Here is a 23,987-nt window from a genome sequence, read left to right on the forward strand (position 1 = left end):
TTCTTATCTACTTTTTTCTTATCTACTTTTTCAATGTATATCGCCCCCTGCCAGAGAAATGAACGCATTCTTCAGTTGATCAAGTACTGCTGCCATATTATCAGGTGCTACCTTTTTTGCTCTGTTTGCACGCCATTCATTCCTGATTCTGTGTTGTTCCGGAGTAAAATGGTCTAAAATATCCTTATCCTCCTCGGCCCTGATTGCTACGATCCGTCCCAGCGGTGTCTCCGGTCCGATTCCAATAAGAAGATCCCTAAACTCATCCCACTTCATGGTATCAATTTCTTTTGACAGCCGAATCCCGTACTGCGCCTGGAAGGATGATACGATCAGACTGTAATCTCCGATCAGATCATAGTACGGGTCACTGCTCTCCCGGCTCTTCGTCTCCCGTGATCATGTCTACTGCTGCCATGATGATTGTCTGGAAATCCTTGAACTGGAGATTCAGTTTATCGATCTTTTTCCGATCCTTCTCATTAAAAATCAGTTCATATACCGCCAACACTTCTTTAGCTGATGTACCCTTCGAAAAAATACCCATGATCTTCAGCACAGTGGCTGCATCGGAATTTACTTCTACGGTAACATCCTTAATCTTCAATACCGGGTTCTCGTCAAAACTCAGCTTTTCTGTAATATCTACGATTTTCTTTGCCATAATAGCCTCCTGTTTTTATGCTGCGGGAGTAATCTCAGGTTTTCCATTGCTCATAATATCGAATTCCAACGGTGCCACAGCTGTAGAGTCTCCTGCTCCAATGTTCTTTACGTTCACGACTGCTCCGGCAAACAGCACCACGGTTCCGTCGGGGAATGTCCACTGGACATCTTTCTCTGCAGAGCGGCCGTTTACCCACGCAAGTGCTGCTACAGCATCATTACCGGCATCTCCTACGTTACGTTTCGCAGTTACGGATATGGTAACTCCCTTACTGGTAAGCAGGCGTCTCACCCATCCTTTTTCTGTAAACGGATGCCATTCCTCTACTCCATTATCGAAAGATACACTGAATGTCTCGCAGTCCGCAATATCAACCATTTTCTTTTCTACACCGCTTGCTGCCGCATTGATCTGGAACTGGTTTTCATAGCATGGATATACTCCTGTAATAGGTGTGCTCATTCTTTTTCACCTTTTCCTTTCTCATAAATAACAGCCATCTCTATGACCCATTCGCAGATACCGGCATCATCTTTTCCGACATCCTGTGGTTCATAAAGAGGCTGTATAAATTTTATCAACTGATCGTTGACCGTTACATTTCTTGCAGCCTTCACCGCATCAAATGCTGTCATGGCTGCCTTTTCTGATTCTCTCGGCGAATTATTCCAGTGAATCAACAGGGTGACATATTTTGTCCCGTAAGATGCAAGCTGTGGTCCTCCTAATGCTGTCTTATACTCCTGCTGATGTTTGCTGTTATAAACACCGATGGACTTCTCCTGCTTGTCCGGCAGGCTTCCCATATATACATGGTCTGCCAGTTCAAGGGATTCCACATAATCCCGCACATCCGATAACATCATAATCCGGCAATCCTCCTGTATATTTGTTTGTATGCTTTCTGGCAGTACTCTGATTTTTTCCCAGAGATCCAGTCCTCATACCATTCGCCTCTTGCATTCGGGTTCTCCGTCTTCTGGAAATGATATTCCGGGTGGAAATAAAGCCGTCTTGCATAGGGTGTGCTGGATATGATACTGACTTTTCCCTGGCTGCTCTCCGAATAATCAACAAAAGTGCTCTCGTTTTGCAGATTGCCGGTATCCCTTGGGAACACCTGTGCCTGCACTACATTGGTATGCAACGCCTCAGCGGTCTGCTCTAAAGCCACCACCTGTGCTCTTGTGAGCTGTTGAATCTTCGGAAAATTCAGTTTTACTGTAGAATTTACACTGATCATATCAGCAGCACCTCCGTATAGTTGACTGTTCCATCCGGGTTTCTCGCCTTACGGCCCTCAAGAATCCTGCGTTTTGCACCGAATATCACCGCACTGCCTCCTGATATGACCGTAAGCTCCGGGCATATATCTCCGGGAAACAATGCTGTCCCTGTAATCTCTATGAGTTTCTTCTCCGATGTCAGCACAGTCTTGGCTTTATCCTGATAGTTACATTTTCCAGAATATTCCACCGGCTTCAATGGCTCCCCGTATTTGTTCAGTCCTTCCTGATCTATCGCAACGGAGATATATGTCTTGCATAATCTTTTGGGCACCAGACACGGATATTTCATGGAATCACCTCGCAATTCTGCAACACAGACCCGTCTGCATCAGCAACGAATAGACATCCCGCTTCATGGCAATACCTTTTTCCATGAAAACATTCCAGGAACTTCCGAACTGTGCGGATACTCCATTTATGCTATAGCTGGATAAAATCGTATTGATTTCATCTGCATTCTCATATTCGAAATCTGCCTGCATGCAGACAACCTCTTTGATGGTCTCCTGTTGAAAAGCTGTCATATGGTCGAATCCTGCTGCCACAATCCGGTTAAATGTCAGGCTGTCAATATGCCGGGAGGCCTGACGAAGTACTCTTTCAAGATCTCCGTCAGGAATCACGCTGCCATTATAGCTATCTTTATATTCTTCTTTGCTTACATAAGGTTTGTAGGACATAGGTCCTCCTTACTCCCCGGTGTACTCCGTGGTATCTACATCTACATAGACGCTGTCCACTTTGCCGTCACGACCATTCGGGAATACAAAGGTATCAGACAGAGATCTGTTCTGGTACAGGTATCCGTCTCCTTCGGTATGTGTTCCGGGATTGAAATAATAGATAGACGCGATCTTGGGAACCGTCTTACAGGTCTGTCCGCATGCCACCAGTACATTGATCTTATGAGCTCCGGTTACCGCTTCGATATTATGCGTGCTGTCTGCTGCAACTTTTTTCAGAGGAGCAAATCCACCCTCAGCAGGCTCCCAGTCGAAAGCATCATAGAAACGCTCATCATCAATAACCTCCATGATGGGAACGCCATCAATTTCCGTTACTCTGGTCTCGATACCAATACCGCCCTCAGCGATCTGCGTAAGTTCAATCTTACGGGTAAATTCTGTAGACTGCTCCAGTGCATCCATAATAGGGCTGGCCACATACATAAGCAGGCTGCCGTTTGCCTTATACCGTCTCAGCTTACCTTTTGCAAGGATATCCTTCAGCATTCCGAATACCTTTGCCTTGGTATAAGCAGAAATAGCAGTCTCGCTGTGGTATCCCTCTGTCTTCTGTGCCACCTGTGCCACACGGGAGAAGAACAGGGCATCTGTCTCAGGCACTACCTGAGTCTGTTCGAAAGTTCTGGAGATATTCTGCATGGATGCAGTTGCGTTGGTCTCATCCACATCTGCCTTGTCTACCAGGAACTGAACGTCTCTGTCATGGGTTACTGTAAACGGAACATCTGTCTGATCGAAGGATCCCATGTTCCAACCACCGGTTCTCTTGTGATTCTTATAACCAGTGGTGCTCATCTGTGTAAAGTGGAATGTCTTCGCATCAAGCCATCTTACATTAGATGTAATGAAGGGAGAGGTTAACGCTCCCTGCATCAGAATCTGCAGGAGTTCAGGACTCCACTGCTGTGCATAGTTTAAATTAGGCATATCTTATACCTTCCTTTCCTTAGTTCCACCGATTCCATCTTTTGGTCGGTGTCTGTTGCTGTTGTACGGTTGCCTGCTGTGTATGCTGCGAAGGATCTCCGCCTGTCCCTACATGAAGGAAACCAGTAGTATCTGTCTCCTGCGGTTTTAATGCAGGAATGTCCTCCAGCACCTTATTCAGGGCTTCCGTAAGTTTCTCATTGCTGATCTTTCCATCCTGTCCTACTGCCTGGCTGAAATCTGCCATCTTCAACAGATACGGGATGGATGTTACGCTGATTCCCAGTCCGACTGCTGCCATCGTCGCTGCCTGTTGGATCTGTGCCTGTCTTGCCTCGGCCACAGCGGTTGCAGCCTGCTGTTGCAATGCTTCCACATTCGGCTGATTTGCCGCCTTCTGTTCCTTGAAGGTTGCTATAGCCTGTTCCACCTCCTGTTGGGAAAGCCCCTGCTGCTTGAAATAGGCTTTCAATGCCGTATCCTCTTTTGCCGCAAGCGTTCCATCCAACATCTGCTGGATTTTTCCATAGTCAATCTGCGGTGCTGCATTCTGCTGTGACTGCTGATCAGTCTGTTCTCCTGCCGGTGCTCCGCCCTGGCTTCCATCGGGGTCTAAGAATCTTCTTACTGTCTTGTAAAACATAACGTGCTCCTTTCCATTTTGAGGGTGTCACCCTTACTGCGATCCATTGTCTTCGGTGTCTCCGGTCACGCTGCAGTTTATTGCCTTGCTCGTGTTTGGGCATAAAAAAACACGCCATGAAGCGTGTTGATTCCAGATTATTTGTTGCACCGGTGCAATTTTCTTTTTTCGAGATAAAAATACCACCAATCTACTGACCGGTGGCTTCATGTTCTTTTACCATTCTTCGCAAACGTTCTTTATAATCCTCATAGCTTTTATCTTTTCCGATGATGTATGCGGCATCTCCCATTTTTTCGGAGAAGGATAATACTTTCCTGCGCAACTCCTGCAGTTCCTCATCGTTTTTCATTTTTTCAACAAATTCTTTTTTGAACATAATTACCTCTTTAGCACTTTCATAAATGCTTCATATAGCTCTGGCAATTCACTTTTTATGAATTCTACAGTTATATCATCCGACTGATACAATGCAGCATATATATCCGCAAATATCTCCGACTCCGCATATCCGGGTTTACCTATGTATTGTGATTCATGTCTGTATACTCCTGTAATCACATTGTCTGTTATGCATGACATTATATCACTGATGAAGTAATTGTACTCTAAATCACCATTTACAGCAAGTCTCCGTTGATACTTCTCCTTTTTTTGCAATATTTTGTTTTCTGTATTTTTTATTGCCTCTGCGAATTCAGCATACATGGGACTGCCATACTCATTATGATCAATTCTATGGGCTATTTCATGCGCCAGCACATGCTTGTAGTTCTCCTCTTCATACTGCGGATGTCTCGGATTGATAATTATCAAATCATTATCAAGATCATACGAAAATGCATATTCTGACAGTTCATCTATCTTGATGCACTCATCTCTTGTGTACTGATCCACTAAATCGATCATGATCTGCGGAGTATCCGATCTCGGCACTTTCACCTCATCAGGAACTTTATACCGGTCTTCCGTTTCCTGACTCCATTCTTTTTCCTTCGCACGGTACTTGCTTTTATTCTCCGGATCCAGTGAAAATGATGCTAATCTATGGAATTTTTTCTCCTGTCTCTCTGCATATTGCTGTCTTGCTTCTTTCCTGTTCTGTTCTTCGATATTTTCTATGTCTTTTTTACTGTATTCATTATCCAAATCCTCCAGTTCTGGAAAATAGGTAGTGTGGCTGTCTCTGCATCTAGGGTGGTATAGTCCTGCTGCTATTGCCGCGCTCATCAGGGGATATGGTCCATCCTTGGCGCTTCCACCGCTCCATACATCATCGATCAGTATCTTACCAACAAACGGTAAACACTTGGGGCAGGGATTTCCACGCTTATTCATGATCACCGTGGATATCCCCCATTCCTGCCTTTTCTGCCCTTCCCCCTGCAGGTATGCACGCTTACTGGCTGTCCGTATTGCCATGTCCGCATAGTCTGCCAATGTGTGTCTGGATCCATTGGTATATTCCACACAGTTAAGACCAGCGGCAATGAAATCCTTTGTGGCCATGTCTACCGCCTTCTCATAAGTCCCTGCTCCACTGTTGGCATATACCTGAGCATTAAAAATAATCTTACGATATTGGTCATTTGCCATGCGCAGGACGGCTGTCTCAGCCTTTTCCATGTCTGATGTGGTCGCCCGGATCAGCGCCTCCAGCTTCCTCTGGTTCAACCGGAAGAATGCCGCCGATGCTCCCGGACTTACTCTTCTTGCTGGGAAACCTTTCTTTATAGCCTCCAGTATGGCTATCTCCTGCTCCATATCTCCTTCATCCCTGGCAGTACTGATCAGCGCTTCGATCCGGTTATTAATGTCTTTAAATTTTGTACCAAATCGTTCCTGATTCTCTTTTCTGTACTTTTCCAACGACCGGAGCTGCTCTGTCTGCCACATGGACCACTGCTTATCTTCATCGATTTCCTCAATCTTATGTCTTCGCATATTCCGGATCATGGAAGCAATGAGTTCATTCTCAATAGCTTCGAATGCTGCTCCGATATCATATTCTGAATTTATCTTAGGCATCTAATCACCTGCCGTTTGCATATACCTTGAATCCCTGGCTTTTAAACTGTCTGGTCAATGTCTTGATCTGCGTGACGCTGGTACAATGATCACATCGGAGTTCCGCATAATTACCTTTTTCCACTGCATAGATTCCTTTCGGTACCTGCTCACTGGCCACCTTCAGAAGCCCCTGGTACTCCTCCCGGTTCATCCGGTATGTTTTTTTCGCTACTTTTACTTCCATCACTACCTCCAGTAAATCCGTTTATCCTGAATTCTCCTGCATCCGTTCTGATCTCCGGCTCCGGAATGCTCTGAATCCCCTGCTCTGCCTTGAGCCTTGCGATTTCTTCTCGTTTGCAATCATCGTCCAGACTGTCACCGTATAGTTCCTCCACACAGCGCTCAATGCTCATGATTCCGCTCTGCTTTGCCTTACCAACTGTTTCCACCTGAGATTCAAATGAAGGATTGGCATATTCTCCAAATGGGAGATTTACCTCTACACTTTCCACTGCCTCATTCTTCATCAGGTGATATGCGTTGATACACATGGATACTACCTGTGGCAATACTGTCTGAAGAGTTTCCACGATAATGTTTCTTGTGTACAGCGTTGTTTTTTCCTTTTCACGCTGCGCTTCTGCATTATCCAGTTTTTTTACATCAATCCCCAGTGTAGAAGGACTGATGATCCCCTGCAGGCAAAGGTCCAGTGCCGTACAGTAGGAAGCCTGATAGCTGTCATGAGGAATGCTCGGCTGGTCTGTACTGATTACGTTTTTCTGCCCTTCGCGCTGGTCTCCTTCTGCTGCAAAATATCTGTTATCGAACGGATTCGGTGTTATCGCAGCTCCTGTTTCCGGATCCCTCGGAACCAGACAGTCCGGAATATATGTTTTGGCTCTTCCTGCTCTCAGCGCATCCATCCACTGGCTCCATACTTCATCCAGCGCATCATAGTTGTCCACCTTTCCGTCAAAGATACTTCCGCCACGTCCTTCATATTTTGCCGACTTATAGAACATCATAGGCACCGCCAGCATAACGCTTTTATCGAAGGTCACATCTTCCAGTGAATTGGTTATCTGTAGTGTAGTCAGCGGAACCTGTCTGTTATCCAGATACAGTTCGTTCTTTACATACCCATATCCATATACCTCATTGAGCACATATGTCTTTCCTCCTCCGCTGTATGGTGTCTTAAATATCACTTCCCGGACCTTGTCCTTTTTCCGTATGATTTCGACACGATCCCCGGCATACCATTCTAAAATCGGATACTCACTGACTTCTGTATCAATGGACACTTTAAAAGCCCCGTCTCCGATATACAGTGCTTCTTTGATTGCATCCTCTACCTTATCGGCAAAGTTATTATTCTCAGGCTTTGCAATGTCTTTCCATATCTGTTTCTGCATTTCGTTCTCTGAGGAAAATTCAAATTCCCCCATATCTGGAAGGACTACTGCTGCCAGAGTTCTCACCGTAAGCTCCGGAACACCTGTGTGGATCTTGCGCATTTCCATCCCCGGTGTACTCTTGCTGGACCAGAATTTATATTTATCTGCATATTCCGCATTCTGCTCATAGAACTGCTCCAGTTCGTTGCTGTCACCACGATACCAGATGCGGTTTCGGATCGCATTCCCCTCGAAGTCCATCATCTCATTGATATTGAACACATAAGGATTCGCCGGAGAAACATTCAGCCAGCTCCGTATACCTCTTTTGATATTCTCATTTATCTTTTCCATCAGGTTCACCTCTGTTTATCCTCCTCGAATCCAATCATATTCCGGTATGGAATCCATCCGTACTGGTTTGCATTGATCGTATGGTCGTTCTTATCCTCCGGTACCGGGACATCCTCTTCCTCGTCCCATGAATAGCGTTCCAATTCTGAGATATGGTTTGTGCAATCCTCAACTACCAGATAGCAGTCCTGCTGGATCCATCCCAGCTGTAAATTGATACGATCCAGTATTGTTACCTTTTTGTAGGACTCAATGAAATTGTAAAGGCACCCATGCAGGCGCTTATACTTCCGAAGTTCTGTTATTGTCGCCGCATCCGCGCAGTCAACAAAGGATTCTTTTGCAAATCCCCATTCCGATCTGCATCTATCCAGAAAAGCTATAAACTTTACCGTTGTGTCAGATGGTGCCAACGGCACACTGAGATCAGCATTGCTATACACCATTTCAGCCAGTGTGATCAGCTTGCGGTCATCCGTAATGCCCTGGAAGATCATTGCAATGGTATCCGGAGATTTTGAGGAATATGATGTATCCAGTCCGGCCGTAAACTTCCTGAAACGGATCTTCCCATCTGCAATCTGTTTCTTCACCCATGCAGCAGTAACAACATGTTTCTTTCTGACAAAGTTGGAGAATACCAACCCTGTCGCTTTTCCGCGGAGACCCTGGATCTTATTTTTCCAGATCTTTGTTCCCTTCGGTGTGTTTTGCAGGATCATCTGCAGTTTATCCGGTGGAAGGCCTGCATTGTCTTTAAAAGAAAAGAACCAATGGATCCATCCGTCCTTTGGCTCTTCTTTCAGTTCCTCTATGATTTCCTGTGGTGTCTCATCCTTCCATTCCGGAAGAGGACGTGCACAGTTGATATATTCTTTGTACACCGGCAGTCCCGGATCGTCTGGGTTTAGTGTTGCCATCAGATAATCACATCTCATGGATGCTTCTCTGACAAAATCTATGTCTGCGGTATTTACTTCATCTATGTACAGACAGCCATATTGTCCACCCAGGGCCTTCTTCCACTTTCTCTTGTTACCGTAGCCCAGCACATAAATGACTTTATCTCCCCTGCCAGTATGCAGAATCAGATGTGGAATCTTATCGTCTTTGGTTCCACTGCCGTTATATTCCACCAGAATGCCAAAATTATCCAGTATACCAAGGTCTTTGTTGATGATGTTCTTCTCAGCAGTTCCGGTGTCATCCGCAGCAATGATGTGAAGCTTCTTGGGACTTTCCGCTACTTTAAGCATAAACTTGAAGATTCCTACCGTTGTTTTACCTGCCGCCGTGGTTCCTTCCAGAAATTCCACCGGAGCATCACATTTCAGGAATGCTTTGTATTTCTCTGACAACAGGAGCTTACTTGCGCTCATTACCCATCACCACGCATCTGTCTGATCAGGTCATCCAGTTTACTCTGTTCGGACTTGAGTTCTCCGGAGATCTGGACATCCTGTTTATCTCTCCATTTATCTGGTTTTCGGTTCTTCAACCAGAATATCTGGGCTGTGGTATCCGGCTCTACTTCTTTTACTTTTCGTTCCACAAGCATTTCTTTTGTTTTGGGAAACTTCTCTCTTACAAGCATCAGCTCATCATCTGTTGCCTCCGGATGCTCCAGTTTGTAGCGATTCATATATTCAAATAGCTTTTGACTATATTCTTCCTGCTCCATCGGAACGCTTACATATTTGTCTTCTGTATACCGATATCCCAGTGCCCTTTTCAAGAGCGCATTTTCTACTTGCAGGTCCACAACTTCCTTTCCCCTTTTTAGGGTGTCCGAAATGTCCGGATACAATTTTTTCCATTCATTTAATGTAGACCTGGAGATTCCCATATTACCAGCGATCTGCTCTTCTGTTAGTCCATCCCTTGTCCATCCTTCCAGCTTTAGTAAGCCTTCCGGTGTCAGCCAATATTTATATTTGCCCTTTGCCATCTGCTCACCATCTCTCTAAAGTTGCACCGGTGCAACTCCACGAAAAAAGGCAACGCAGCTATCTGCATTGCCCTGTCACTAATTTATCACGATACTATATTATCACATTTGACATGCGAAATCATGCCATCTTTTACTTTAACTCCCCAATATACCTTCCAATCTGTTCTATAGTCTTAAAAACTATCCTCTTCATTTGTCTCTCACTGTACGAGGCACCACCGATTTTTAGGTAGGGAATCGGTGCTCTGAGACCTTTACTCCAGTACCTGATCCGGATTACCTTCTGTTCTTCTGGTCGAAGAGAATTATATACAAATTCCACTGCCTCAATCTCTTTCTTGATCCGTTCATGGTATACGGATGTCATCTTCAGGGCTTTTGCCTCTGTGACAGACTGTGCCTTGTCTCTTTCCTTGGCAGGATCCGACGGACGACTGCTGCCTCCCGCCGGTGATGCCATAATGTCCGATATGTACTCCTCATATTCTTTCTTTCGTTGGGGATACCTTAATAATATAGTTTCGATAATCCTCCAGCTTGCTCTGTTAATTCTTTGCATCGATGCTTTCTCCTTTCTGTTGCACCGGTGCAACTTCCGGTGCTGTTACTATGCTACTCTGTTATACTTGTGCTGCATCTCTTCGATGTCATCTATCAGGTAATACTGGACCGTCATGTCAGGCTTTGCATGACCCAGCAATTTACTCACCAGCAATACATCACCCGTCTTGCGGTATAATACGCTTGCAAATGTCTTGCGGTACACATGCACGGTTGCTGTTATCCTGGTTACTCCTCCCCGGACAGCCATTTCTTTAGCCAGCTTTTCGATGCCATACTCTTTCATTCTGTTATGCGGTGCCCGATCTGCCAAAAACAGCGGATCTGTCCCAGGCCTGTCCCCGATATAATTTCTTAATGCCATCACCGCTACTGGCGTAAGCATTCCGGTGCGGTAGGTATCCGTTTTTTCTGCGTAAATTGATACCTGCTTATTTGTCAGATCAATATCTGACACATTGAGGTAAGAGATTTCACCTACACGCATGCCGGTACAAATCATCAATTCAAACAATGCCTTTTCCTTTGGCGTTTGCAGCGCATAGCGGATAGTTTCAACTTCCTCATCTGTCAATCGTACCTTCTTTTTCTTGATCTGCTTGACCTTGTCTACTCCATCAACAATATTATTTTGGATATGTCGCTTCTTAAATGCCCAGCTGAAGAACGTGCAGAGATACCGGTATATTGTGGATTTATAATTGTGGCTGATGTGATCACGATAGGACCTTATAGCAAGATAATCTGTGATATCCTGCGCTGTCACATATTTATAATTTTTATTCACAAAGTCAAAGAATTTCTTTATGATTCCAATATAACTCCTGATAGTTCCGGCATGGAGTCCTGCTGCCACGCTGTCTACACAATACCTTTGCATTAACCACTCATTGTCATGCTCCATAGTCATAGGCAGCTGTTTGATCTCTGCCAGCTCAAAATCCTGCAACTTTACATAAAGCGTAATCTTCATCCGGTCGATCTGTTCCCTGGTCATGCTGTCACGTAATTCATAAGCTACGTCGTTGATTAAATCATTTTTAGTCATATGCGCACCTCATTTTCTCGTTGCCTAAGAAACATCCGTGTGATATGATGATCTTAAGCAGTTGAGCGGTACAGTCTACTTTGGTCGGTGGTTGTACCGCTATTATTATGTGATTGTTTGCAGTCCTTCTGCAGCTGGAATTTCAAACGGTGTATTATGTACTTATTACACTTTTACAAAATTTTCTTTTCTATCACTCCTTTCATCTTCCTAGAAAATCCCGGGAATGCCGCACAGATATGTACGACACTCCCAGATCTACCGTAGTACATACTGTACTACATTCCGAAATACTTCCGAAACCAGAAACAGTCATTCCAGTTATGTAGCCTCTCGCAAACAGGATCATTAGTATCAGCGTAATTTTTCACTGTTACTCCCTCAGCACATTCAGATTCATAGTAATCCGCTTCGCGCTCGTAGCTGTCCAGGTCTACATTACTCTCGTCGTAATTCGGATCCAGATCGTAATCATCATAATTGTTGTGTCTTCTCATTTGCATTTCCTCCCATAGGTTTTCATATTTTTGCAAGACGTATTTGTCTTACATATGGATATGTCAAAAAAAACCGTAAAGAAAAGCATTTTTTGAGAAATATTTTTATTTTTTCAATTTTTTCGTATTTTTCTTACATAAATATTGTTTAAGCTATATTTCAAAATCCATGCATAAATACTTGCCATTGTCCATCTTCCAATAATACTGTCCTATGTACCAGTCCTCGCCCAAAATTGACTGCTTACAATATTCCCCCTCTTCAATCTGTTCTTCTCCTTTCGGTTCATCAACCACATAAGCGTTTTTTATATCGCATCCATAAGCATCTACATTCTCCTGGAACCAACCAGCTATCTCTTCATCAAGCTGATTTCTCTGTTCTATTTTTTCTCTTATTTCTCTTGGAATTATCATGTTTCTCCTTTCTACTGTAAATTTCAGTTTACTGATCCTTATCTCTTGCTATTGCTTCCCGAATCCTGTCTACAAACAGAGCGCAGGCTTCATCTACCGATGCAATATTATGTCTGCATAATCATCACCAAGATGCTTGACAGAATATCTTTGCTGTTATTCTCAAATCGGATTTCGTTTTTATTCTTTGATGTTGAAAAATAATTATCTTTTTCAATCTGTGGTGCTCCTAGTTTTACAAGCAGTTCATTCAGTCCAGTATCTTGCTGATCATTTTTATACATTTCGATATCGAATCCCACTCCTTTCGCTAGACTTTCGTTGATTGTTAGTTTACATGCGTTTTTTTCTCTCACCACCCTGTTCAGGTCTTCTACAATATCTTCATAACTTCTATGCTTTACTTCCTCTTCCTGTATATCAAGATAGTGACTCGCCAAAAGAGAATATTTATCCTCTTTTATTTTTTCAATGCTTACTGGTTTGCAAAAATCTGGAATACTTTTTCTTTTCCCGATTGCATCCATCACATCTTCCATTATTTTTTCCGGAATAATCTTTATTTTTTTCTGATAGATCCTGTTAGTATGAGAGTTTCCACCATATTGCCCTTTTTGATCTCTGATTTCCTCTACATATCTATTCCTAATGTCTATCATTTCCGTGGTTGCATGTCCTTTGTTTTTGTCCAGAACAACAATACAGGTTCCCACCCCAGTGGACTCAAACATGTTGTCCGGGCAGACAATCACCGCTTCTACCAGATTTTCCTCTACTAACCATTCTCTTATTGCCTTTTCCTCCTTTTGATTGCTGCTCATTATAGAAGCCGGCAGAAGGAAAACACACCTGTCATGTTTTTCCAGCCCTGTTAGTACAAATGCATAATTCGCATTATTTGCTGGTGGCACTACATAACATTTAGCAAATCGTGGTTGTATCTGTGCGAATGGCGGTATTTCCCATTTCATGTTATACGGTGGATTTGATATTAAGGTTTTCTTCATTTTCATATTTCCGTAAATCTCCCGAATTTTTCTCCTCTTGCGATTTTGTATGTGTGAAATACTTCCTGTTTCAATACATCTGAATGATATACTTTACATTCAATATTTCTAACTGCCATATTGAACAGTAGAAATGGCATTACCTTGCTGTCATATTCATATAATTCAAATTTTTGGTTCTTGTCCATATTCCATTTTTGAATTGTCAATGCCCCTGATCCAGCGCACATATCTGTAACTATATCTGATTTTCCTGCAAGTTTTCCCATAAACACAGCTAAGCTCTTAGGTGTATAATCCTGCATTTTTTCCGTTCTATCTGCATGGTAATACTGAAAAATCATTTGTAACCAGTCGATGCTCAAATCTTTTACATTCTCACAAAATTTTTCATACACTGTCTCATCATTATTTTGAACTGCAGCCAGCAATTTCTCTGGCAGATCTTCGGTTGTCTTCGCATCAAATAATCTCAGTACTTTATTTGTAAGTTCCTGTAATTCCATCCCTGCTGCCTCCTTTACCATCCGATGATACAGTAACCCTGCATCAGTCCATATTCCGGTACATCCCGGAGCACATACCGGATCCGGCGCACCTCTGTCCTGCCAGTATATTCTCCATTCTCCCATTCCATTAGTATCAGGACATCTCCCGGCTGTATATTGTCTTCATCCTTACGAAGCTCAAAGTTTTTTCTCTCATCCCTCACTGCCTGGAAGTATTTCGGCAGGATTTTCTTCTCCACTGTCTTCATTCTTCTTTTTCCTCTTCTTTCGGTAGTTTTCCGGATCATAATCTGGGTTAAAAGAGCTGCGTGTCATGGATATGCTCTCTTTCCGCTGATCCTTGGCATATGATCTACGCATGGTCTCTATTTCCGGATCCTGGTTCTCCAATCCCATTGTCAGAAGATCTCCGTAAGAAAAGCCCCGGCGGAATCCGGTCTTTTTATCCCTGGTCAGCACGTTCCGTGGGTAAACTCCTATGACTTCGTATTCGCAGTATTTGCTCGTGCGGCCGATACGGTCCTCGTCATTTATTTTGATCTTTATGATATCTCCTATATGTACATGCTGGACCGTAGGTGCCGGATCCAGAAGAAGGGTTCCATCCCAGTCTTTATACTCCTGCATATTTCTCCTTTCCGGACGACTGCTGCCTCTTGGATTTTCAGCTGTCGTCCCGTGACTATGTTTATGGTTGTTCGTGAGTACACTCCAAAAGGCTTATTTAATTAACTCAAATACCAATATTACATTTCAGCTTCCGCTCACCCCGTCATGATGCTGCCTGCCGTCTGCGTAAGCGGATCCACGGGCGGCTCCATGACCACCCCGACTTCCGCGAGTAATGCACGGGACCATTCCCGGACGGTGGTCTTGTCCTCTTGGTATTGCAGCAACAGCTCATTCATGTATTCTTCCACTCTGGTGAGCCGATCTTTACCAAATCCGTACTCATCCATCAAGGCTGTGAATAAGAACAGCATATACCTCGTTGCCTGCTCATTGATGGTATTCTGCGGTGCAATCTGCTTGCTATCTAGCCAGTACTGATAGGATCCCTTCCGGGCGGTGATATCATCGACCGTATATGCCTTATACTCTATGGTCCAGTCGGCTTTGTCATACAATCGCTTGCTGATCTCCTTAAGGTCTATCTTGCCGTCCGCCCAGTCCGCTTCCATCTCATTTACCTTGTTTGCAATTCTGGAGATTCTCTGCCCCTTGAATCCTTCCTTTCGCATGATCACATACGACAGCATGATTCCCATTGCTGTCCACGGTGTCCGGTCAGCCATACGGCTTTCCCTGGCGATCCGCTTGCACTGCTCTTTAATCTCTGCCGGTGTCAAATGTCTCTTCTTTCCCATACTATGTATACCTCCTATGCAAACCGGAGCTGTCCGGTCTGTTCTGCCTTAATCATCATGTTCGGTGTACGCTCTGCCACGCACAGTTCCGGTAAATTTGCTCTGACCAATGCCGCTGGTATAGGCGGACAAACAGCGTTACCGCATCTGCGCACCTGTTCGCTTCTTGGATAGGTCTTGCCGGTGTAATCATGATCTATGATGTAATCTTCCGGAAATCCCTGGCATCCGTACAGTTCTTTGGGTTCCAGCATCCTCAATCCGATGTCAACGATCTGATAATCTACACCCTCAATAGTCACAAGTCCAAATCTATCTCTGGATGTCACTGTATCAAGAGGTTCCTCAATGTCCTGTCCGGTTCCCTGCCCATAATATTTAATCAAAAATGCTCTGACTTCACCGAAGTGACCATCCCCAGCGGTGATTGTTGGTATAGGATCTCGTAAATCCCGCCCATCACAATGATTATTCATCTGAATAAGATTTGCTGTAACTACACTGTTATGATCCCACGCTGTTACCGTTGGCAACGGCTTTTCCACACTGTCTCCTGCACCTTTGTAACCACCGTCATAATATTTGTGCAAGAATGATGTAACCAGACCGTACCGGTTGGATCCGTCTACCGTCATAATTGGTTCTTTAATTGTCTGCCCCCGGACTTCTCCCTGCGCTGTCTCAGAATGGTACTGGATCAATGTGGGACTGATTAAGCAATGCTCATTTTTGCTCACAATCGTAGTCAGAGGATCCCTTACATCCTTACTTCTGTCCGCCGTGAATCCGGTCTGACCGATCTGTACCATATACGGTTCTACGATTCCATACCCGTGCTTTCCGGTAATGGTCGGCATCGGCTCCCGGATGTCGTTCGGCCTACGCTCACCGCCATGATTGCACTGGATAATAAAAGGTTCCGGATTTTCCAGTACGAATTTTTTCAATCCTCTGGCAATACGCTCCATAGTCTTGGGAGCCAGCGGACGTACCGCCCGGATCCCGTACTTTTCCTTGATTTCTTCTGATGTGTCAAAAATGCTCGGACAAGGAAGAGAAAAATCAAGTTGTGTATATGCTCCAACATACGGTTTGAGAAGTCCTGCTTTTACCTCTTCGCTGTCCGCAGGTGCGTGTGTCGGTTCCGGCCACACAATCGGCTTTCCGTCACATCTGGCAATGAGGAAAAATCTTTTTCTCATGGTCGGTGCTCCGTAATCAGCAGCTACCAACTCACGGAACTGTACATCATATCCCAAATCTGTAAGCTGTTGTACAAACTTCTCAAAAGTCTTGCCCTGTTTTGCCTTAATAGGATGATGTCCTCTGTTGAGTGGTCCCCAGGTTTTAAATTCTTCCACGTTCTCCAACATGATTACCCTCGGTCGTACAAGTCCAGCCCAACGACAAGCCACCCATGCAAGACCACGGATAAACTTGTCTTTCGGCTTACCGCCTTTGGCTTTGGAAAAGTGTTTGCAGTCCGGAGAGAACCAGGCAAGTCCTACCGGATGCCCGTTACATGCCTTAACCGGATCGACCTGCCAAACATCCTCACAGTAATGTTTCGTATTGGGATGATTAGCCTTGTGCATCCAAATAGCTTTTGGATCATGGTTGATTGCAATATCCACGCTATAGCCGGTTGCAAGTTCTATCCCGGTGGAAGCCCCACCGCCCCCGGCAAAGTTATCTACTATCAATTCTCCGTTTATCATTCTATCTTCCAGGAACCCGATATATCGTTACCCCAGCTGGAGGTTCGGCTCCTTTCTTGATTAAAAATTGAATTTCCATGCAGAAATATCTTTTGTAGCTACAAATCTGACATAATAATGGTATAAAATTTCAAAAACACTTATATCAAAGGAGACATGCCTATGTTTAAAATACTTAAAACACAATTTTTAACCATTTCTTTGGTTATTCTTTTCATTACACTTAAAATAGTTTCAACAATTCTTCCTGATGAATTTGCATTCTGTTTTTGTTCCGCAGTATTTATGCAATACACTGAGCTATGGTTCCGAATCTACGAATTATCCGAACAGTTCCATCTAGTATGGCCTTGGCAGCGTTAAGCTGCCATGCGCTTATTCTCTAAGAAAATCATCTATGCTCATTTGCCCTTCAACATTGGCAGCAGCTTCTTTGTCCTGGTTCATCCGCATCCGCTTATACTCGTTATACTTTTTCCGGTATTCATAGCTTTTCCCAAATATATTCCACGCTGCTTTTACAACATTTGGCTCATATGGTCGTATTAGTTCCAGATCATCTATAGCCTTGTATGATATGGGACATCCGCAGCATCCAGTACGAGTAAGTCCGTACACTTCATAAGCATCAGAGTACCGTATTCCGTAATAATCTTTATACCAAGCCTTGTCCCTATCAGACACATAATAAAGTGGTCTCAATCGATACTGTCCGGAACTCATCTCCGTAAAACACAGCGCTGTGTTATCTTTCCTTGGAACAGATCTCATTCCACCCTCATCCCTACGCTCTCCTGTGATTATCATTTCATAATCTTTCTGAACATTATGTGCTACATTTTTCTTACAATATATACAGCAGTCCGCACTTATCGAAAAATCTGGTGGATATTCCGTTATGAAGTCCTTCATGTACTTGGATGAGTTAATTACGAGCTGTATATTGGGGCGCGGCTCTCCTTCAGAATTGCAGCAGCACAAGAAATTTATAACGCTTTCACAATTCGGATACCTTTCTTTCAGTTCCTTCCTTTTTACGCTCTTGTCTTCAGCCTGTTCATATTCATCTGCTATCGATAGCGGAATACCTTTTTTCTGCCATTCCGACAATCCTGATGACATAATTTTCGATACAAACGGTACTCCATACGTTCTTACCGCTTGGACGATTCCAACTTTAGGACGGCACTCTTCTATTTCTACACCATATTTTCCAGCCGTAAATTGTACGTGATCTTTCGTTGCCTTCATTTCCAAACCGGTATTAAAGAATACATACTTGACAGGCGGCAATTCGAAAATTCTTCTGGTTCTCTCTATTACATCAATCATGATGTCACTATCAGATCCTCCGGAATATGAGCATATCGCATTGGGATGCTCACGCAATCTTTTTGCAATTATGCTCTCGATTGCCTGAAATTTTTTCGGTGGTTCAAAATCTGCATAATCAGGTCTATCGGTATAAACCCTGCTTCTAAATTCTTCTTTCATTTTGCTTTGGAGTAAAAGCTCTTTATCACTTGCCAACAAACCTCTTACCCCTCTTTCTCCTTTCCGGACGACTGCTGCCTCTTGGAGGATATTTCAGCGGCCGCCCCATTGTATGTTTATGGTTAATTGTGAGTACACTCCAATAGGCTTATTTAATCTGCTCCAATGCCTTCTTGATGGCGGTATAGTAATTGTTCATACCGCTAATTAATATATCCGACTGGGTCTTTCCCATCTTTTCGGAGCAATAGTCTAATTTCTTTTTTTCCTCCGGCGTCATGCGGATTGTGATGCGCTCCGTTTTACATTTCATTTTTGCTCCTTTTGTACATACATTTTTGTATGTACACTATCTCCATTTGCTGTAAACCAAGGCATCCTCCGACCAATCCGGGTAATGATCCTGCAGGTAGCACTTAAACATCTGCAACATCTCTTCCCTATATCCCTTATTGCCATTGTCCAGCATCATATGATGGCTGATACATCCTAGTGCTCCATTCTGCGGTATTCCCAGTCCACCATGCGACCGCGGAATATAATGCATAATGCTCAACGTACCCTGACCCGTCCATTCCACCTCTTCCATCCGGTACTCCATCTGGCAAAAGATACATTGGTTCTGGTCACGCTCCTTGATGCTTTGACGGGAGGTCGTATTAAACTCCCTCGCTCTCGCCTGTTTTGATTTCTTTGTCATTCCTGCTGCCTCCCTCACTGAGTTCTTCCCGGTTACACCGGTGCAACTTCCGATTTTTCTCGGTAGTTCAACCGTACACACATTGTGTACGGTTCGCTTTTCTCGGTAGTTCAACTAGGGTACTTTTTGTACCCCGTTTCCCGCTTTTCTGTCAAATTGTTATATTTTTCATGTTTTGTTGACATCAACAAAATCGTCTCTAACATGAGTGCTCTACTCATGCTGTCAATTTTTCGGTACTTCTGTGAAAATGTCTTTTAATGCCCTCTTCAATGGCATGTTAAAGCGCATCCATTCGGCATATTCGTGTTTCTCGCCTTCCGCCAGCAGGATATGTCCGCCATCCTCTACGTCCTGCAGGAGCATTTCCCACAGGACAGCGTTTTTCACCGGATTGCCTTTGGCACTCTTCCATCCGTTTCTCTGCCACTTCTCCGGCCAGTGCTGTGTGATGGCTGACGCCACGTAGCTGCACTCTGTATGGATCACTACGGTGCAGGCATAATGGAGACGCTGCAGGGCATCACGGATGGCACGCAGGACTGACTCGCTCTCCGTGGTATTGTCATACTCTACGATCTGCGGAGCTGCTTCATAGTCACTGCCGTTCTTGCGCTTTGTCCTCATGATGTACATTGCCCGGCCGGAGCCCTTTGCGGATCCCCGGAGAGTCGTGCCTATAAAGATATCCACTACTTTCAATTCATTTTCCAAAATCAACACCTCCTTCTCCCCGGCGGTCTCTTCCGCTCGGTGCACTTCAGTCTGATCAATGTGTAACTCCGGTATAAAAACCCGGTAACCGGATTGATGCCCTCATGGATCCTGGCTATGTAGTATCCCTTGGGCGGCTTGACCTCCGGCTTCCACCGGACCAGCTTGTCCTCTTTGGGCTCCGGCAGGGGCATATTACGGCTGGTATTGTATGATGACTCCGCTATCCTCGGCTTGCCCGGTGTGCCGTCTGCCCTGGTCTCCGCTGTGTGCTCATCCTTGGTCAGGTAATTCGCCAGCTGTTCCATGTCATCTCCGGTAAACTTGCTGTGACGGATCTCTGCCACGTAGGTGCCACCCTTTGTCCATGCCTTGGTCACGATAGCAGCCGCATCACCATCCGGTGTCTGCTTGATCACAAGGTGGATATGCCAGGCTCCCTTGGTTCCACGCTCAATGTTGCGGATCCAGTAGAGCGGTGCTCCTCTTACCCGGTAGATCTTCCGGATCTTACTCATTGCCTTCTGAAAGTCCTTCAGCGCTTCCGCCATATCAGGAGGTCTATTCTCCATCGCATAGGTCCATGTGATAAACAGGTCTCCCTGGTCAAAGTACTGGATCAGCCTCCACCGACACAGCCTTGCCTTATTCCTCCGGTTGATCAACCGCACCTGTTCCTTCGTCGGCTTCTCCTTCTTCTGTCTGGTCTTACCCTTCCCCCCATAATTCCCATCATGGTACTCTTCTACATCCAGCACATCCCCATGCCTTAGCCTTATTTTCTTTCTCTTAACCATGTCTCTGTATCCTAACTTTAATATCTTTATCAAGTGCGCAGGGGCTTTGAAAAGCCCCATTTTTCTTGACTTTTTTGGCTTACAGAGTTACAATAATCTTGTCTATATAAGTAGCTCTGTGAGCTCGCCGGCATCGCCAAATGCCGGCTTTTTTATTGCGCGAAATATGCCGGGTTCTGATCGGTCGGCATGTAATAACCGTCTGCCGCCGGTCTGGCACCGTAGTAGCCTGCCTCGCCCGGGATCCGGTAGACCATGCACTCAAAGCCCAGGTTGTTCTTGATCAGGCATTCCCGCATAACCTTTGCTATGGAGCGGTCATCAAAGGCACCCTGCTCCTTTTCGTCTCTTTCCTCGTTGTAACGTCCGAATAACTGTTCCCGGATCTCCTGCGGTGCTTCCAGAAATACCGTGACCGCGCTTGCCTTGTCATACAGATACTTCGCTTGAAACCAGTCCTTCCGGATTACCGCCTTCGTAAATTCGTCTCCCATCTTCAACAGCTTGTCCATGTAGTACTGTTCTGTTTTCACCTGCTCTGCCTCCCTTCAGTTCTTCCAACTTTTGCTCCAGTTCCCGGATTCTTTCCTGCTTTTTCCGTAATTTTTCCAGCTGATCCTCGCAAAAAAGGCAAAAAATAAAAAGCATAGCCGCCAGGCCCATGACTATGGCGATCTGCTCTCTTACTTCTGTTGTCCCAAAAACATCCCTCAAAACCCACGCTCCGAGGAGTGATATCGCAATATTTTTATACATCCGTAGCCCCTCCGTATATCTGATCTCTCAGTCTATGTATCTGGATTATCCTTTCATTGCAAAGGTCCTCCATTACTTCCAGCGTGCTCAGCAATGAATGCTCCTGCTTGTCATTCGTTGTAATGATCTGTAAACCTTCAAAGTTATAATATTTCGCCTCCGGCACTGACTGCTTCACTTCATCATAGACATACCCTGCCAGTTGCGAATTGCTGGCTTCCCAGTATTTGTGACCGTCTTTGTTTTTCACAACTTCCTTGGCATAATACTTAATCATTTCCATGTTTATCCCTTTCCGATCACGCTCTCTGCGTGGTGCCCGGAATCTACCCGGACACCGAAAGAGGTTCGTGCCGCCATAGCAGGTACGGCACATCTACGGGGGGACGTGGTGCATGACACCACGCACAAAGCGTGATCTATAATATGATGCTTGTCCCCATGCCCTCTACGTGGTGCCCAGCCAGGGGAGGACTGGACACACACGCTAATTGTGTAAAAGGGGAGTGTGGTGTTGGGAATACACCACGTACAGGGCACGGATACTTGTGGTTACGCTGATTCTTCTTTTTTCTTGACTGCATATCCCAGGGTCTTCAGACTCTGTTCATTCAGCCGTAAGGCAATCTCTGCCTTTTTCATGGGATCCATGTCATCCAATGACAATACCTGATCCCCGATGTGGATTAAATTTACAATCCGCATATGTACCTCCTGACTGCTTTTCTACAGCTTATGGTGCTATGGTTGTCTAAGTTGCATTCTCCAACTCAAAGATTGCCCACCGCAGCGCTGCCTTGGTGTTCTCATCAATGTCATTACGCTCTAAGAGAGCATATAATCTATCGATTCTCTCCATTCCTGCTGCCTCCTTCCTTTATTATTGCTAGTCTGAATCTCCAATCTATTTGTTCTCTTGTCCATTCTGCCTTCTCCGTGATGTAATTCTCCTATATCATTTTCAGGAGGTATTAACATACGTAATCCTTTAGAATCCCTCATAAAACGCCTGGGCTCTATGTATTCCATTGAACGGGACAACGGCTCTGTTGACCCAGTGAAGGGCTTGATCAACCAAGAACAATCTACCGGCAAACGATACATAGGTTTTCTTCCCGGTACTGATATCCAAGTTGATGATTGGCTCACAAATCCAAGTGGTGATCGTTTCTATGTTATTGACAAAGAAACTGCAACATTTCAAGGCAAACCACACGAATTACGCTGTTTTATAGAAACAGAAGCTGAACACCAAAAAAAGGCACTTACCACCGGACCTATTTTTAATATTGGCTCTGCAACCGGATCTATCATTGGCACTCAGGTTCATGCTTCCTTAAACTATTCCGATTCCATTAATCAAATGAAGGAGCAGGTGCAATCTTCCAGTTCACCTGATAAAGATGATTTACAGCAGCTTCTTTCATTGTTAGAAATGCTTGTTAATGATCGGATTCCTGCTCAAAAAGGAATGTTCTCAAAATTTTCTGATGTCATGGAAAGAAACTCCTGGATCACAAGTGCAATATCCTCTACATTATTAGGTTGGCTGATGTCTCAAATACATTGACATTTCCCTTTATAGTTACAGAAAGCTCTGTGGAACCGTCTGCGGAGCTTTTTAAACTATAATCCGATACTTCTATCATTTCTTTTCCTACTTGTAAAAAATTCCTGCTCTCTTCTTTGTGGATTACTATTTCCACTCCTGCTGCCTCCTTTACTGATCGCCACTGCCATCTTCCGATTCTTTTTCAAAAAGATATCGCAGTGTAAGCTTTGGAAAAAAACTTCGCTGAATTGTTATTGCTTCATCAATGGTAAAAGAACTATCCCCATTGATTTTATTTGCAGCACTGTTTCTATGAATTCCCAGTAATTTAGCTATAGCTTCAATGGTAATTCCGTTTTTTGCCATTTCTCCTTTTAAGTTGATGCACGGCATTTTTCTCACCTCCGTTTATGCATTTGCATAACTTATGCTCGTAGTATATATTCGTTTGCGTATCTTGTCAATAGTTTTTTATGCTTTTGCATATATTTTTGTTTACTTTTTATTCATTATGTGATACATTCAGCATATAGCAACGGAGGATATGATTATGGGAATTGGAAGTAAATTATCACAACTACTGGACGCAAACGGTACTAATGCCAATGAGCTTGCCAATAAAATAGGTGTATCACCTCAAACCATTTACTCTATGATTAAGCGTGATAGTAAAAAGGCTGATATTGATGTTCTTTTAAAGATTGCAGATTCATTTGGAGTTAATGCTGAATACTTTGTTGATGATGAAGATGCTCCTCATACTATTGCCGCCCATTTTGATGGCTCTGAGTATACAGAAGAGGAACTTGAAAAAATCAAAGAGTATGCTGCCTTTATCAAAGCTAACCGGAAATAATTCA

Annotated in this window: 36 protein-coding genes and 1 pseudogene; 2 read left to right on the plus strand and 35 right to left on the minus strand. The window is 44.2% G+C overall.

Translation table 11 applies throughout. From position 1 onward, the window contains the following. Positions 1–30: 30 nt before the first annotated feature. The 33 genes and pseudogenes from OCV96_RS10065 to OCV96_RS10225 form a co-directional block, all read right to left on the minus strand. A pseudogene (locus tag OCV96_RS10065) lies at positions 31–357 on the minus strand (Gp15 family bacteriophage protein); the annotation flags it as partial. 10 nt (positions 358–367) lie between these two features. Further along, positions 368–664, minus strand: a complete 297-nt coding sequence (locus tag OCV96_RS10070; RefSeq protein ID WP_262594420.1) for a hypothetical protein — start codon at positions 662–664, stop codon at positions 368–370. A gap of 15 nt (positions 665–679) precedes the next feature. Beyond that, positions 680–1,129, minus strand: a complete 450-nt coding sequence (locus OCV96_RS10075) for a phage tail tube protein (protein ID WP_262594421.1) — start codon at positions 1,127–1,129, stop codon at positions 680–682. Next, a complete protein-coding gene (locus tag OCV96_RS10080; RefSeq protein ID WP_262594422.1) occupies positions 1,126–1,533 on the minus strand; it encodes a phage tail terminator protein in 408 nt (135 codons plus the stop codon). The genes OCV96_RS10075 and OCV96_RS10080 overlap by 4 nt, the downstream gene beginning before the upstream one ends. Next, positions 1,530–1,910, minus strand: coding sequence for a minor capsid protein (locus OCV96_RS10085; RefSeq protein ID WP_262594423.1), 381 nt, complete (start codon positions 1,908–1,910; stop codon positions 1,530–1,532). Before OCV96_RS10085 ends, OCV96_RS10080 begins: the two co-directional genes overlap by 4 nt. After that, complete coding sequence (locus tag OCV96_RS10090) at positions 1,907–2,245, minus strand: hypothetical protein (protein WP_262594424.1); 339 nt, start codon at positions 2,243–2,245, stop codon at positions 1,907–1,909. The genes OCV96_RS10085 and OCV96_RS10090 overlap by 4 nt, the downstream gene beginning before the upstream one ends. 4 nt (positions 2,246–2,249) lie before the next feature. After that, on the minus strand, positions 2,250–2,636 hold the full coding sequence (locus OCV96_RS10095) for a head-tail connector protein (protein WP_262594425.1): 387 nt from the start codon (positions 2,634–2,636) through the stop codon (positions 2,250–2,252). Between the two features lie 9 nt (positions 2,637–2,645). Beyond that, positions 2,646–3,629 (minus strand): phage capsid protein, encoded by a 984-nt coding sequence (locus OCV96_RS10100; RefSeq protein WP_262594426.1) that lies wholly within the window; start codon positions 3,627–3,629, stop codon positions 2,646–2,648. 19 nt (positions 3,630–3,648) lie between these two features. Next, positions 3,649–4,272, minus strand: coding sequence for a hypothetical protein (locus OCV96_RS10105; protein ID WP_262594427.1), 624 nt, complete (start codon positions 4,270–4,272; stop codon positions 3,649–3,651). Between the two features lie 190 nt (positions 4,273–4,462). Then, positions 4,463–4,651, minus strand: a complete 189-nt coding sequence (locus OCV96_RS10110; protein WP_262594428.1) for a hypothetical protein — start codon at positions 4,649–4,651, stop codon at positions 4,463–4,465. A 2-nt stretch (positions 4,652–4,653) separates the two neighbouring features. Continuing rightward, positions 4,654–6,300 (minus strand): phage minor capsid protein, encoded by a 1,647-nt coding sequence (locus tag OCV96_RS10115; RefSeq protein ID WP_262594429.1) that lies wholly within the window; start codon positions 6,298–6,300, stop codon positions 4,654–4,656. Positions 6,301–6,304: 4 nt separating this feature from the next. Beyond that, positions 6,305–6,526 (minus strand): hypothetical protein, encoded by a 222-nt coding sequence (locus tag OCV96_RS10120; protein WP_262594430.1) that lies wholly within the window; start codon positions 6,524–6,526, stop codon positions 6,305–6,307. Beyond that, positions 6,450–8,048, minus strand: coding sequence for a capsid protein (locus OCV96_RS10125; RefSeq protein WP_425609809.1), 1,599 nt, complete (start codon positions 8,046–8,048; stop codon positions 6,450–6,452). Before OCV96_RS10125 ends, OCV96_RS10120 begins: the two co-directional genes overlap by 77 nt. Beyond that, the gene (locus tag OCV96_RS10130; protein ID WP_262594432.1) at positions 8,045–9,418 is read right to left on the minus strand and encodes a terminase; all 1,374 of its coding nucleotides are present in this window, start codon (positions 9,416–9,418) and stop codon (positions 8,045–8,047) included. The genes OCV96_RS10125 and OCV96_RS10130 overlap by 4 nt, the downstream gene beginning before the upstream one ends. Beyond that, positions 9,418–9,987, minus strand: coding sequence for a DNA-packaging protein (locus OCV96_RS10135; RefSeq protein WP_262594433.1), 570 nt, complete (start codon positions 9,985–9,987; stop codon positions 9,418–9,420). Before OCV96_RS10135 ends, OCV96_RS10130 begins: the two co-directional genes overlap by 1 nt. Positions 9,988–10,120: 133 nt before the next feature. Continuing rightward, positions 10,121–10,549 carry a hypothetical protein gene (locus tag OCV96_RS10140; protein WP_262594434.1) on the minus strand — a complete coding sequence of 143 codons (429 nt, stop codon included), beginning with the start codon at positions 10,547–10,549 and terminating at the stop codon, positions 10,121–10,123. 48 nt (positions 10,550–10,597) lie between these two features. Further along, positions 10,598–11,599, minus strand: a complete 1,002-nt coding sequence (locus OCV96_RS10145; protein WP_262594435.1) for a tyrosine-type recombinase/integrase — start codon at positions 11,597–11,599, stop codon at positions 10,598–10,600. 278 nt (positions 11,600–11,877) lie between these two features. Next, on the minus strand, positions 11,878–12,096 hold the full coding sequence (locus OCV96_RS10150) for a hypothetical protein (RefSeq protein WP_262594436.1): 219 nt from the start codon (positions 12,094–12,096) through the stop codon (positions 11,878–11,880). Positions 12,097–12,249: 153 nt separating this feature from the next. After that, complete coding sequence (locus OCV96_RS10155) at positions 12,250–12,513, minus strand: hypothetical protein (RefSeq protein ID WP_262594437.1); 264 nt, start codon at positions 12,511–12,513, stop codon at positions 12,250–12,252. Between the two features lie 107 nt (positions 12,514–12,620). Next, a complete protein-coding gene (locus OCV96_RS10160; RefSeq protein ID WP_262594438.1) occupies positions 12,621–13,526 on the minus strand; it encodes an SAM-dependent methyltransferase in 906 nt (301 codons plus the stop codon). Next, positions 13,523–14,026 (minus strand): SAM-dependent methyltransferase, encoded by a 504-nt coding sequence (locus tag OCV96_RS10165; RefSeq protein WP_262594439.1) that lies wholly within the window; start codon positions 14,024–14,026, stop codon positions 13,523–13,525. The genes OCV96_RS10160 and OCV96_RS10165 overlap by 4 nt, the downstream gene beginning before the upstream one ends. Before the next feature lie 14 nt (positions 14,027–14,040). Continuing rightward, complete coding sequence (locus tag OCV96_RS10170; protein WP_262594440.1) at positions 14,041–14,277, minus strand: DUF3850 domain-containing protein; 237 nt, start codon at positions 14,275–14,277, stop codon at positions 14,041–14,043. Then, positions 14,222–14,656 (minus strand): hypothetical protein, encoded by a 435-nt coding sequence (locus OCV96_RS10175; RefSeq protein WP_262594441.1) that lies wholly within the window; start codon positions 14,654–14,656, stop codon positions 14,222–14,224. The genes OCV96_RS10170 and OCV96_RS10175 overlap by 56 nt, the downstream gene beginning before the upstream one ends. A 137-nt stretch (positions 14,657–14,793) precedes the next feature. After that, complete coding sequence (locus OCV96_RS10180; protein ID WP_262594442.1) at positions 14,794–15,396, minus strand: hypothetical protein; 603 nt, start codon at positions 15,394–15,396, stop codon at positions 14,794–14,796. Between the two features lie 14 nt (positions 15,397–15,410). Then, a complete protein-coding gene (locus OCV96_RS10185; protein WP_262594443.1) occupies positions 15,411–17,114 on the minus strand; it encodes a DNA cytosine methyltransferase in 1,704 nt (567 codons plus the stop codon). Between the two features lie 375 nt (positions 17,115–17,489). Then, positions 17,490–18,644 (minus strand): hypothetical protein, encoded by a 1,155-nt coding sequence (locus tag OCV96_RS10190; RefSeq protein WP_262594444.1) that lies wholly within the window; start codon positions 18,642–18,644, stop codon positions 17,490–17,492. Between the two features lie 112 nt (positions 18,645–18,756). Continuing rightward, positions 18,757–18,921, minus strand: a complete 165-nt coding sequence (locus tag OCV96_RS10195; RefSeq protein ID WP_262594445.1) for a DUF1778 domain-containing protein — start codon at positions 18,919–18,921, stop codon at positions 18,757–18,759. 36 nt (positions 18,922–18,957) lie between these two features. Next, entirely contained in the window at positions 18,958–19,308 is a 351-nt protein-coding gene (locus OCV96_RS10200; RefSeq protein ID WP_262594446.1) for an HNH endonuclease, read from the minus strand. A gap of 225 nt (positions 19,309–19,533) precedes the next feature. Further along, positions 19,534–20,022, minus strand: coding sequence for an RNase H family protein (locus tag OCV96_RS10205; protein ID WP_262594447.1), 489 nt, complete (start codon positions 20,020–20,022; stop codon positions 19,534–19,536). 2 nt (positions 20,023–20,024) lie between these two features. After that, positions 20,025–20,819: a rolling circle replication-associated protein gene (locus OCV96_RS10210; RefSeq protein ID WP_262594448.1), complete on the minus strand. Its 795-nt coding sequence runs from the start codon at positions 20,817–20,819 to the stop codon at positions 20,025–20,027. A 152-nt stretch (positions 20,820–20,971) separates the two neighbouring features. Next, positions 20,972–21,352, minus strand: coding sequence for a hypothetical protein (locus tag OCV96_RS10215; RefSeq protein ID WP_262594449.1), 381 nt, complete (start codon positions 21,350–21,352; stop codon positions 20,972–20,974). 215 nt (positions 21,353–21,567) lie between these two features. Further along, on the minus strand, positions 21,568–21,858 hold the full coding sequence (locus OCV96_RS10220; protein ID WP_262594450.1) for a hypothetical protein: 291 nt from the start codon (positions 21,856–21,858) through the stop codon (positions 21,568–21,570). A gap of 269 nt (positions 21,859–22,127) precedes the next feature. Next, the gene (locus OCV96_RS10225) at positions 22,128–22,280 is read right to left on the minus strand and encodes a hypothetical protein (protein WP_262594451.1); all 153 of its coding nucleotides are present in this window, start codon (positions 22,278–22,280) and stop codon (positions 22,128–22,130) included. A gap of 313 nt (positions 22,281–22,593) precedes the next feature. On the opposite strand from OCV96_RS10225, the gene OCV96_RS10230 reads away from it, so the two are divergent. Beyond that, on the plus strand, positions 22,594–23,145 hold the full coding sequence (locus tag OCV96_RS10230) for a hypothetical protein (RefSeq protein WP_262594452.1): 552 nt from the start codon (positions 22,594–22,596) through the stop codon (positions 23,143–23,145). On the opposite strand, the gene OCV96_RS10235 is transcribed toward OCV96_RS10230, so the two are convergent. Together OCV96_RS10235 and OCV96_RS10240 are read right to left on the minus strand one after the other, a co-directional pair. Further along, positions 23,108–23,281: a hypothetical protein gene (locus OCV96_RS10235; RefSeq protein WP_262594453.1), complete on the minus strand. Its 174-nt coding sequence runs from the start codon at positions 23,279–23,281 to the stop codon at positions 23,108–23,110. The genes OCV96_RS10230 and OCV96_RS10235 overlap by 38 nt on opposite strands. A gap of 14 nt (positions 23,282–23,295) precedes the next feature. Then, positions 23,296–23,520 carry a helix-turn-helix domain-containing protein gene (locus OCV96_RS10240; protein WP_262594454.1) on the minus strand — a complete coding sequence of 75 codons (225 nt, stop codon included), beginning with the start codon at positions 23,518–23,520 and terminating at the stop codon, positions 23,296–23,298. A gap of 157 nt (positions 23,521–23,677) precedes the next feature. Here OCV96_RS10240 and OCV96_RS10245 point away from each other — a divergent pair, with 157 nt between their 5' ends. Continuing rightward, on the plus strand, positions 23,678–23,983 hold the full coding sequence (locus OCV96_RS10245; RefSeq protein WP_262594455.1) for a helix-turn-helix domain-containing protein: 306 nt from the start codon (positions 23,678–23,680) through the stop codon (positions 23,981–23,983). The last annotated feature ends 4 nt before the right edge of the window (positions 23,984–23,987 follow it).

The organism is Waltera acetigignens (assembly GCF_025567015.1).
GTDB classification, from domain to species: Bacteria; Bacillota; Clostridia; order Lachnospirales; family Lachnospiraceae; genus Acetatifactor; species Acetatifactor acetigignens.

Coding starts and splice junctions, on each gene's coding strand:
- OCV96_RS10165 (WP_262594439.1), bottom strand. CDS start 14,026: ATGGAATTACAGGAACTTACAAATAAAGTACTGAGATTATTTGATGCG.
- OCV96_RS10195 (WP_262594445.1), bottom strand. CDS start 18,921: ATGAAATGTAAAACGGAGCGCATCACAATCCGCATGACGCCGGAGGAA.
- OCV96_RS10075 (WP_262594421.1), bottom strand. CDS start 1,129: ATGAGCACACCTATTACAGGAGTATATCCATGCTATGAAAACCAGTTC.
- OCV96_RS10185 (WP_262594443.1), bottom strand. CDS start 17,114: ATGATAAACGGAGAATTGATAGTAGATAACTTTGCCGGGGGCGGTGGG.
- OCV96_RS10070 (WP_262594420.1), bottom strand. CDS start 664: ATGGCAAAGAAAATCGTAGATATTACAGAAAAGCTGAGTTTTGACGAG.
- OCV96_RS10115 (WP_262594429.1), bottom strand. CDS start 6,300: ATGCCTAAGATAAATTCAGAATATGATATCGGAGCAGCATTCGAAGCT.
- OCV96_RS10210 (WP_262594448.1), bottom strand. CDS start 20,819: ATGGTTAAGAGAAAGAAAATAAGGCTAAGGCATGGGGATGTGCTGGAT.
- OCV96_RS10080 (WP_262594422.1), bottom strand. CDS start 1,533: ATGATGTTATCGGATGTGCGGGATTATGTGGAATCCCTTGAACTGGCA.
- OCV96_RS10085 (WP_262594423.1), bottom strand. CDS start 1,910: ATGATCAGTGTAAATTCTACAGTAAAACTGAATTTTCCGAAGATTCAA.
- OCV96_RS10240 (WP_262594454.1), bottom strand. CDS start 23,520: ATGCCGTGCATCAACTTAAAAGGAGAAATGGCAAAAAACGGAATTACC.
- OCV96_RS10225 (WP_262594451.1), bottom strand. CDS start 22,280: ATGCGGATTGTAAATTTAATCCACATCGGGGATCAGGTATTGTCATTG.
- OCV96_RS10120 (WP_262594430.1), bottom strand. CDS start 6,526: ATGGAAGTAAAAGTAGCGAAAAAAACATACCGGATGAACCGGGAGGAG.
- OCV96_RS10180 (WP_262594442.1), bottom strand. CDS start 15,396: ATGGGAAAGAAGAGACATTTGACACCGGCAGAGATTAAAGAGCAGTGC.
- OCV96_RS10105 (WP_262594427.1), bottom strand. CDS start 4,272: ATGTTTTACAAGACAGTAAGAAGATTCTTAGACCCCGATGGAAGCCAG.
- OCV96_RS10175 (WP_262594441.1), bottom strand. CDS start 14,656: ATGCAGGAGTATAAAGACTGGGATGGAACCCTTCTTCTGGATCCGGCA.
- OCV96_RS10220 (WP_262594450.1), bottom strand. CDS start 21,858: ATGGAAATGATTAAGTATTATGCCAAGGAAGTTGTGAAAAACAAAGAC.
- OCV96_RS10230 (WP_262594452.1), top strand. CDS start 22,594: ATGTATTCCATTGAACGGGACAACGGCTCTGTTGACCCAGTGAAGGGC.
- OCV96_RS10245 (WP_262594455.1), top strand. CDS start 23,678: ATGGGAATTGGAAGTAAATTATCACAACTACTGGACGCAAACGGTACT.
- OCV96_RS10100 (WP_262594426.1), bottom strand. CDS start 3,629: ATGCCTAATTTAAACTATGCACAGCAGTGGAGTCCTGAACTCCTGCAG.
- OCV96_RS10130 (WP_262594432.1), bottom strand. CDS start 9,418: ATGAGCGCAAGTAAGCTCCTGTTGTCAGAGAAATACAAAGCATTCCTG.
- OCV96_RS10160 (WP_262594438.1), bottom strand. CDS start 13,526: ATGAAAATGAAGAAAACCTTAATATCAAATCCACCGTATAACATGAAA.
- OCV96_RS10140 (WP_262594434.1), bottom strand. CDS start 10,549: ATGCAAAGAATTAACAGAGCAAGCTGGAGGATTATCGAAACTATATTA.
- OCV96_RS10090 (WP_262594424.1), bottom strand. CDS start 2,245: ATGAAATATCCGTGTCTGGTGCCCAAAAGATTATGCAAGACATATATC.
- OCV96_RS10155 (WP_262594437.1), bottom strand. CDS start 12,513: ATGATAATTCCAAGAGAAATAAGAGAAAAAATAGAACAGAGAAATCAG.
- OCV96_RS10145 (WP_262594435.1), bottom strand. CDS start 11,599: ATGACTAAAAATGATTTAATCAACGACGTAGCTTATGAATTACGTGAC.
- OCV96_RS10095 (WP_262594425.1), bottom strand. CDS start 2,636: ATGTCCTACAAACCTTATGTAAGCAAAGAAGAATATAAAGATAGCTAT.
- OCV96_RS10110 (WP_262594428.1), bottom strand. CDS start 4,651: ATGTTCAAAAAAGAATTTGTTGAAAAAATGAAAAACGATGAGGAACTG.
- OCV96_RS10135 (WP_262594433.1), bottom strand. CDS start 9,987: ATGGCAAAGGGCAAATATAAATATTGGCTGACACCGGAAGGCTTACTA.
- OCV96_RS10170 (WP_262594440.1), bottom strand. CDS start 14,277: ATGAAGACAGTGGAGAAGAAAATCCTGCCGAAATACTTCCAGGCAGTG.
- OCV96_RS10150 (WP_262594436.1), bottom strand. CDS start 12,096: ATGAGAAGACACAACAATTATGATGATTACGATCTGGATCCGAATTAC.
- OCV96_RS10200 (WP_262594446.1), bottom strand. CDS start 19,308: ATGACAAAGAAATCAAAACAGGCGAGAGCGAGGGAGTTTAATACGACC.